Origin of the sequence: Mesorhizobium sp. M7A.T.Ca.US.000.02.2.1 (assembly GCF_003996995.1) — a bacterium.
GTDB lineage: Bacteria > Pseudomonadota > Alphaproteobacteria > Rhizobiales > Rhizobiaceae > Mesorhizobium.
Genome location: NZ_RZTT01000300.1, coordinates 1 through 7,569, shown reverse-complemented (window position 1 = coordinate 7,569; position 7,569 = coordinate 1). Strand labels below are relative to the sequence as shown.

Sequence of the window (7,569 nt, the reverse complement as noted above, 5' to 3'; positions counted from 1 at the left end):
GGCTGGACCAGAAGACGATGCAGGCGAAATCCGTGCCGGGCCTGTTCTTCATCGGCGAAGTCGTCGATGTCACGGGTTGGCTGGGTGGCTATAATTTCCAGTGGGCATGGTCGTCGGGCTGGGTGGCAGGCCAGGCGGCCTAGACTTGCGTCCGTGGCTTCGCCCCGGCAGCCGCTTTCTTCTTCTTTTTGGCGTGGTTGTAATCGATGGCCGCACGGACGAGCTCTTTTAAAGCGCCCTCATTGAGCCTGTCGCCCTCGAACATGTCGATTGCCCGCCACACCTTGCCGCCAAAACCATTGTTGAACAGATTGTCGGGGTCCGGCAGGCTGGCGCCATGGGAAAAGGTCAGCTTCACCTTGTCCTTGTGGGCGTTGCCGACCACGATGTTCCCGTCGAGGCACCATACCGGGCTGCCCATCCACTTCCACTCCTCGACGATGTCCGGGTCGGCTGCAAGGATGGTCTTGCGGATGCCGCCGAGCGTATCGCCGCGCCAATCGGTGAGGCCGGCGATCAGTTGGTCGATCTGTTCGGATGGGTTCATTGGGTGTCTCCTGTGCCTCGACGCGTTTCAACCGTCGCCCGTTACCAGCGCGCCAGCTGGGTGATCTGAACGAGGTTGCCGCAGCTGTCGTTCAACTGGGCGATGGTCGAGCCGGTCACCTCGGTCGGCGGTTTGATAAACGCGCCACCCTTCGCCTTGATGCGCTCGTAGTCGCCCTTGACGTCGTCGGTGAAGAACATGACCGCGGGCTGACCCTGCTGGAAGATGGCTTCCTGATAGGACTTGGCGGCCGGGTTGTCGTTGAGCGCGAGCTGCAGTTCGGTTCCATCAGGCTCTTCAGCCGAGGCCACGGTCAGCCAACGATAAGGCCCATTGCTGAAATCGGCCTTTTTGGTGAAGCCCAGCACGTCGGTGTAGAAGCGCAGTGCGTTTTCCTGGTTGTCCACATACACGCTGGTCAGCTTGATCTTCATTGCTCTTTTTCCTCTGTCATAGTCGGTCATTACGGGATCCAGCCGGGCAGGGCCGCGGCCTGCTTGATCCATTCCACCATCCTCGCCTCATCGAACGGATCCTCTTCGCGGATGTCGATCCAGCGCACATCCTTGCTCTTGGCCGTGCCGCCAGGCGGAATCGGCCGCAACGACGTGCCGCTGAAGAAGGTCACCTTCAAATAGTGGTTGAAGACATGGAAACTCACGAACCAGCCCTGGCCCTCGACACCGTAGAAGGGCGAGTTCCAGCGCACGGCTTTGCGCACATCGGGCACGTTGTGTTCGATGAGCGCGTCGAGCCGCTCGCCGAGGCCACGCTTCCAGCCCGGCATTGCAGCGATGTAGGCTTGCACCGGAGCGTCGCCGTCGCCCTTGGCGATTTGCGGGTTGCCGCCCGAGAGCAGGACCGGTGCGGCTTTGGTCGACTGACCCTGCGTCTTAGTCATTCTACCCACTCCTATCCGCCGGCACGCTGCGCGCCACGGCCCCTGGCGGCATAGGGCAGCACGAACATGTACAGGCCGCTGAACAGCAGCAGGAAGAGCGGCAGGAGCGGCGAATAGACCACCCAGGCGGGAGGCTGGCCGAATGCCATGGTGACGAAATTGGCGACGACGGTCAGCGTAAAAACGATCGACAGCCAGCGATGAATGTGCCGAACCCACTTGTTCCTGTCCAATAGCTCCTCCTGTCAAAACAAGCCGAAGCGGACCCGTGATCCGCATGTCGGCGGGTTTCAATCTAGCCGCGCCAGAACGTGACCCAGATTTGTAAAGTACTGCCGCCACCCACTCGTCGCGCCCCGATACGCCTGCTCCTGATCCGGCCGGAAGCCGGACTGTTCCATACGCAACCGGGTGCCCGTGCTGGTCGGCATGAGGGTCCAGGTGACGACACTCTCGAGGCCATAGGCCTGCCACGTGTAGGACAGTGTCTTGTTCAGCTCGACGGCTGTTACCTGGCAGTCGACAACAATGCTCACGTCGGGTTGCGGTTCCTTTCGCAGATTGAAACGGTGGTCCACGACTGGCTTGAAGTCGTTCTTCATCAGCCATTCCTCGATCAGATGCGGTTGGGTCAGCGCGCGCCAGATTTTCTCCGGCGGATAGGGGATCTCACGTTCGACGACGACGGAGCGCGTTTCGGTCGCGATGTTGGTCATTGATCCATTCTTTTGAGCAAATTTTCGAGGTCGTCGAACCGGCTCTGCCAGAATGCATTCATCTGGTTCGTCCAGTCGGTCAGCGGGGAAAGTGCTGCGAGCTGGGCGCTATAATGGGTCTGCCGTCCTTGATGGCGGTCGCGCACCAGCCCGGCCTGCCTGAGTACGCCGAGATGCTTCGACACCGCAGGTTGGGAGACCCCCGACTGAGCCGTCAGGGCGCCGACCGTCTGCTCGCCTTGCCGGCACAGGCGCTCGAAGATCGCACGACGCGTCGGATCGGAGAGTGTTCTGAAGAGGACATCGTGAGCGTTGTTCATTTTGGATCGATAACCCGGTGGCTATTGATTGACGTATAACCGCCGAGATATGGATGTGTCAAGCGGGGTGCCGGCGGTCACGATCCGGCGGTTTCCAAAAAAATCTTTCCATTGCCCCAAGGATTAGCCATTAGCCTTCGTCCAACAGGCAAATGATGGCGATGATGCTGGATGAAAGCGAAGTCTCCGACGCCGAACTGATCGGGCGGGCGAAGGGCGGAGACAGGGGGGCCTTCAGCACATTGCTGGAAAGGCACTATGACTTCGTCTATCGCGCTGCCTATCGCTGGTGCGGCAGGAAGGCCGATGCCGAAGACATCGCCCAGGAAGTCTGCGTCAGGCTCGGCAAGGCGATCCGCGACTATCGCGGCGGCGGCGCTTTCACCACATGGCTCTATTCCGTGACCCTGAACGCCGCGCGCGACATGATGCGAAAGTCCGCCCGCGAGACCGTGAAGACCGAGGCCTATGGCGTCCATGCACTGATCTCAGGCGAGGCGTCGGTCGAACCGGAAGATCCGGCCGAAGCGCTGTGGACCGCGGTGCGGCAACTGCCGGGCAAGCAGCGCGACGCCGTGCTTTTGGTCTATGGCGAAGGATTGAGCCACGCGGCCGCCGCCGAGGCGATGGCGATCTCGGAGACGACGGTTTCCTGGCACATCCATGAAGCGAAGAAACGGCTGAAGACGCTGATGCGCGCGGCCGGGGAAGTGTGACTATGGTCGACGACAACGGACTCAACAGACTGCGCGATATCGCAGCACCGGCGCCCGCCAAGGATGCCAAGGCACGTGCCTTCGAGGCCGCCCTGCGCGCCTATGATCAGGAAAATATTTCTGCTGTCACCCAAGGATCGATTGGCGGGCTTCGTCTCACAGAGCGAGCACAAAAGCTCTGGAGCGAGATCATGCAAAAGAAACTCATTGCCACGCCGGCCCTTGCCGGGCTCGTCGCCCTGCCGATCGCCGGATACGCCACCTTCCATTTGCTGAGGGAACAGCCGCCCAAATTCGGCGGCGACGAGAAGATCACCGAGACGCTGGCCGACAAGCCGGCGACGGTGAAGCCGACGACCGCCGAGCAGAAGCCGGCTCGCGGCGAGTTGGAGAAGGACAAGAAGGCAGACGCGGATGTGGAAAGCCGCGGCGCGACCGATGCGCTTGTGGCGCCGGCCTCGCCGCAGAAATCCGAATCGACCGTTGCTGGCGGCGCGGCACAACAAAATGCGCTGGAGCGCGGTGTGCTGGCCGAGCCTGCGCCACCGGCACCGACAGGTGAATTCGCGCTGGATGGCGCTGCAAGTGTACCCAGCACCTCGCGAGCCCGCATGCCGGCCGAATCCAAGCTGATGGCGCCGCAGCAGCCGTCGATCTTGCCGGCCGACCAGATGCAGCCGCAACCGGAAAACCGCGACCGCATCGAGGATTTCAAGACCAATCCGGTGCATGCGGCACTCGAGGATCCGGTCTCGACCTTCTCGATCGACGTCGACACTGCCTCCTATTCCTTCGTGCGCGGCTCGCTGAAGCAGGGCACCCTGCCGCAGGCCGATACTGTTCGCGTCGAGGAGATGATCAACTACTTCCCCTATGACTGGAAGGGTCCGGAGTCGGCCTCGACACCGTTCAACTCGACCGTCAGCGTCATGCCGACGCCGTGGAACACGCAGACCAGGCTGATGCATGTCGCCATCAAGGGTTTTGACGTCAAGCCGATCGAGCAGCCGAAGGCCAATCTGGTCTTCCTGATCGATGTCTCGGGCTCGATGGACGAGCCGGACAAGCTGCCGCTGCTCAAATCGGCATTTCGCCTGCTGGTCAGCAAGCTGAAGGCCGACGACACTATCTCGATCGTGACCTATGCCGGTGACGCCGGCACAGTGCTGGAGCCGACCAAGGCGTCCGAAAAGGACAAGATCCTCAGCGCCATCGACAATCTGACGCCCGGTGGCAGCACGGCCGGCGAGGCGGGCATCAAGGAAGCCTACAGGCTGGCGCAAAAATCCTTCGTCAAGGACGGCGTCAACCGCGTGATGCTTGCTACCGACGGCGACTTCAATGTCGGCCAGACCGATGACGACGACCTCAAGCGGCTGATCGAAAGCGAGCGCAAGACCGGCGTTTTCCTGTCGGTGTTCGGCTTCGGCCGCGGCAATCTGAACGACCAGATGATGCAAACCATTGCCCAGAACGGCAACGGCACCGCCGCCTATATCGATACGCTGGCCGAGGCTGAAAAGGTGCTGGTCGAGGATGCCTCCTCGACGCTGTTCACCATCGCCAAGGACGTCAAGATCCAGGTCGAGTTCAACCCGAACAAGGTCTCGGAATATCGCCTGATCGGCTACGAGACCCGGGCACTCAACCGCGAGGATTTCAACAATGACCGCGTCGATGCCGGCGACATCGGTTCGGGCCACTCGGTCACCGCGATCTACGAGATCACGCCAAAGGGCAGCGGTGGCGAGCGGATCGACGCGCTGCGTTATGGCCAGGCGTCGGTGGACAATGGCGGCGTCGCCAACGCGGACGAATATGCCTTCGTGAAGATCCGCTACAAGCTGCCGAATGAAGACGTCTCGAAACTGATCACCACGCCGGTGACCTCGGCCAACGAGATTTCGTCCTTCTACCAGGCCAGCACCGATCAGCGCTTCTCCGTCGCGGTTGCCGCCTTCGGCCAGAAGCTGCGCGACGAGGATGCGACCGCGAAGTTCGGCTACGACAAGATCATGGAGATCGCCACTGCCGCTCGAGGGGCCGACCCGTTTGGGTACAGGGCCGAGTTCCTCTCGCTTGTGCGCCTTGCCTCTGCGCTGGGCGGTAACCGGTAAGTGGTGATGACGGCCGGTTTCTTTCAGATGGGATCGTTCTGATACGGGGGAACCGACCGCGGGCGGGTGAGGCAGGCCGGCGAGGGAAACCTTGCCGGCCTTTTTTCGCGGACTTTATGGGTCGTTAAATTGCGCGGCAATTCCGGTACCGGATGGCAACCCCCTCCTTGTTAGCAGGACAGGTGTACTGGGCTTGAGGGAGCCGAAATTGCAGATCAGGACTATCGCCAACTCGATACCCCCGGGGCCAGACGCCTCGGCGGTTTCATCGGAATCCAGGCGTATCAGTGACGATGTCGCACAGGCGCGCCACACCGCCCTGTCGGCGCTGACCAACGACCGCTTCCGCATCATGCTGGAACAGATCACCGACCCCAGCGCTTCGGGCGCGCTGATGACGATGCGCGGCGACAATGTGGTCGACTTCAAGTCGGCGCAGTCGAGCTACGCCGACAACAGCGAATAACCGAAATCGATGAGGTCAGGCCCGGCTGCGGCGGCGCTCGCGGCGGGCTTCGCTGGTCTCGGCGGTGTTTTCCGTCGCGACCTTGTTGCGCATCGGACCAATGCGCTCGACGATCGCCGCAACCGTCGGACGATCCGCCTTGGTGTGCGCATCGAGCGCCTTGCGCATGGCGGCAAGGTGCTGGAACGAGGTGCCGCAGCAGCCGCCGATAATCTTGGCGCCGCCATCGACGGCGAGGCGTACATAATCGGCCATCAGTTCTGGCGTGCCGGAATAATGGATTTCGGTGCCGCGGAATTCGGGAATGCCGCAATTGCCCTTGACGATCACCGTCGCCTCCGGCTTCGCCTCGGTCATGTCGAGCAGCGAGGCCAGGATGTCGGACGCGCCAACGCCGCAATTGGCGCCAACGCCGAGCGGCGCCTGCGACAGCCCGTCGGTGACGCCGTGGATATCCCTGGGCAGCAGGCCCATCATGGTGCGGCCGGCAGTGTCGAAGGAACCGGTATAGGTGTAGGGCAGGCCGACGCGGATAGCAGCCTCGGCGGCGGCCCGGATCTCGTCTGGAGCCGACATCGTCTCGATCCAGGCGACTTCGGCGCCGCCTTCCTTGAGGCCCTCGATCTGCTCGGCGAAGGCGTCGACCGCCTCGTCATAGGTCATGGCGCCCAGCGGCACCAGCAATTCGCCGGTCGGGCCGACCGAACCGGCGACGATCACCTTGCGGCCGGCCTTGCCGGCGACCGCACGCGCAAGCTCAGCGGCGCGTTTGTTCAACGCGTGCACGCGATCCTGCGCATGGTGCAGCTTCAAGCGGTGACGGGTGCCGCCGAACGAGTTGGTGAGGATGATGTCGGCGCCGGCATCGACGAAATTCTGATGCAGGCTGGTGATGGTGTCGGGCGCCGTCTCGTTGAGCAGCTCTGGCGCCTCGCCCGCCTCCAGCCCCATGGCGAACAGGTTTGTGCCGGTGGCGCCATCGGCCAGCAGCACGCCCTTTTCAGCCAGCAGCTCATCGATCGGGTTGATGGTCGTCATCGGATTGGCTTTCATGTTTCGAATTCGAATAAGGATATAAAGAAGTCTTTATGTGCAGTCAATGATTTTGCCGCGACCGCTCGGCCAGATGGAGCCCTTTCCTCACGATCCGGGGGTGATCTCGACGTGGATCTCGGTGCAGATGCCGCCATTGGTCGGGTGATGGTCGACCGAGCAGGCGGTGACCACCAGCAGGAGGTTCTGTTCGGCGCGCAACGTCACATAGCCGCCCGGCGGATTGATCGAGGCATCGACGACGAGCCGGCCGTCCGGCTGCGGCAACGAATTCTGGAAGAAATCGACCGGATCGGGGGCAAATGGCAGCGATATGCCTTCGGAGGCCAAAGCCTTCATCAGATTGTCGCGGCAATTCGGATGATTGGGCGATCCGGCGCGTTCGTAAAGCGCGCTGTCGCAAGCGGGGTAGAGCATGTCATGCGGACCCGGCGATGCGTTTTCGACCAGCGTCAGCATCGGCCTGGCGGCTGCGCTGAAGAAGCTGTCGCCGATCGCGGGAAAAAGCCGCTCGGTGATGTCACGGGTCTGCGAGGTGCTCAGCCAGTCGACCGTCGGGTCGGTGCTGAAAGCCCAGAGATCGGAAACCTGCTGTCCTTTGGGATCGATGATGCGGATGAGGTCGCCTCGAGAGACGCGGATGGCGCGGCCCGACTGGGGAGGAACGACGATGCGGCGCGGATCGGGCATGAACTGTCCTTCAAAAATGGAAATGGCGTGGTCGGGACGAGGC

Annotated in this window: 12 protein-coding genes; 4 read left to right on the top strand and 8 right to left on the bottom strand. The window is 62.1% G+C overall.

Going from position 1 to position 7,569, the window contains the following annotated elements; all coding sequences use genetic code 11:
• Positions 1-143, top strand: a 143-nt coding sequence (locus tag EOD15_RS24125) for an NAD(P)/FAD-dependent oxidoreductase (protein ID WP_185929052.1), incomplete at its 5' end; no start/stop codon positions are given.
• On the opposite strand, the gene EOD15_RS24120 is transcribed toward EOD15_RS24125, so the two are convergent.
• Genes EOD15_RS24120 through EOD15_RS24095 form a run of 6 tightly spaced genes read right to left on the bottom strand, consistent with a single transcriptional unit; the run spans position 140 to position 2,484 of the window.
• Positions 140-547 carry a DUF1801 domain-containing protein gene (locus EOD15_RS24120; protein WP_127317941.1) on the bottom strand — a complete coding sequence of 136 codons (408 nt, stop codon included), beginning with the start codon at positions 545-547 and terminating at the stop codon, positions 140-142. The two genes, EOD15_RS24125 and EOD15_RS24120, sit on opposite strands and share 4 nt — an antisense overlap.
• Before the next feature lie 41 nt (positions 548-588).
• The gene (locus EOD15_RS24115; protein ID WP_127317951.1) at positions 589-981 is read right to left on the bottom strand and encodes a VOC family protein; all 393 of its coding nucleotides are present in this window, start codon (positions 979-981) and stop codon (positions 589-591) included.
• A gap of 29 nt (positions 982-1,010) precedes the next feature.
• Complete coding sequence (locus tag EOD15_RS24110) at positions 1,011-1,448, bottom strand: DUF1801 domain-containing protein (protein WP_127317943.1); 438 nt, start codon at positions 1,446-1,448, stop codon at positions 1,011-1,013.
• An 11-nt stretch (positions 1,449-1,459) separates the two neighbouring features.
• Positions 1,460-1,681, bottom strand: coding sequence for a hypothetical protein (locus EOD15_RS24105; RefSeq protein ID WP_127317945.1), 222 nt, complete (start codon positions 1,679-1,681; stop codon positions 1,460-1,462).
• A gap of 57 nt (positions 1,682-1,738) precedes the next feature.
• The gene (locus tag EOD15_RS24100) at positions 1,739-2,164 is read right to left on the bottom strand and encodes an SRPBCC domain-containing protein (protein WP_127317947.1); all 426 of its coding nucleotides are present in this window, start codon (positions 2,162-2,164) and stop codon (positions 1,739-1,741) included.
• The gene (locus tag EOD15_RS24095; RefSeq protein WP_023812297.1) at positions 2,161-2,484 is read right to left on the bottom strand and encodes a metalloregulator ArsR/SmtB family transcription factor; all 324 of its coding nucleotides are present in this window, start codon (positions 2,482-2,484) and stop codon (positions 2,161-2,163) included. Before EOD15_RS24095 ends, EOD15_RS24100 begins: the two co-directional genes overlap by 4 nt.
• A gap of 155 nt (positions 2,485-2,639) precedes the next feature.
• On the opposite strand from EOD15_RS24095, the gene EOD15_RS24090 reads away from it, so the two are divergent.
• The 3 genes from EOD15_RS24090 (at position 2,640) to EOD15_RS35930 (ending at position 5,783) form a co-directional block, all read left to right on the top strand.
• Complete coding sequence (locus EOD15_RS24090; protein ID WP_127408896.1) at positions 2,640-3,200, top strand: RNA polymerase sigma factor; 561 nt, start codon at positions 2,640-2,642, stop codon at positions 3,198-3,200.
• Between the two features lie 2 nt (positions 3,201-3,202).
• A complete protein-coding gene (locus tag EOD15_RS24085) occupies positions 3,203-5,317 on the top strand; it encodes a VWA domain-containing protein (protein ID WP_127408895.1) in 2,115 nt (704 codons plus the stop codon).
• A gap of 208 nt (positions 5,318-5,525) precedes the next feature.
• Positions 5,526-5,783, top strand: a complete 258-nt coding sequence (locus EOD15_RS35930; RefSeq protein ID WP_164762146.1) for a hypothetical protein — start codon at positions 5,526-5,528, stop codon at positions 5,781-5,783.
• A gap of 15 nt (positions 5,784-5,798) precedes the next feature.
• Here EOD15_RS35930 and bmt read toward each other — a convergent pair whose 3' ends face one another.
• Together bmt and EOD15_RS24070 are read right to left on the bottom strand one after the other, a co-directional pair.
• Positions 5,799-6,821, bottom strand: coding sequence for a betaine--homocysteine S-methyltransferase (bmt, locus tag EOD15_RS24075; RefSeq protein ID WP_164893272.1), 1,023 nt, complete (start codon positions 6,819-6,821; stop codon positions 5,799-5,801).
• A 102-nt stretch (positions 6,822-6,923) separates the two neighbouring features.
• Positions 6,924-7,569, bottom strand: a 646-nt coding sequence (locus EOD15_RS24070; RefSeq protein WP_348629433.1) for an urea carboxylase-associated family protein, incomplete at its 5' end; no start/stop codon positions are given.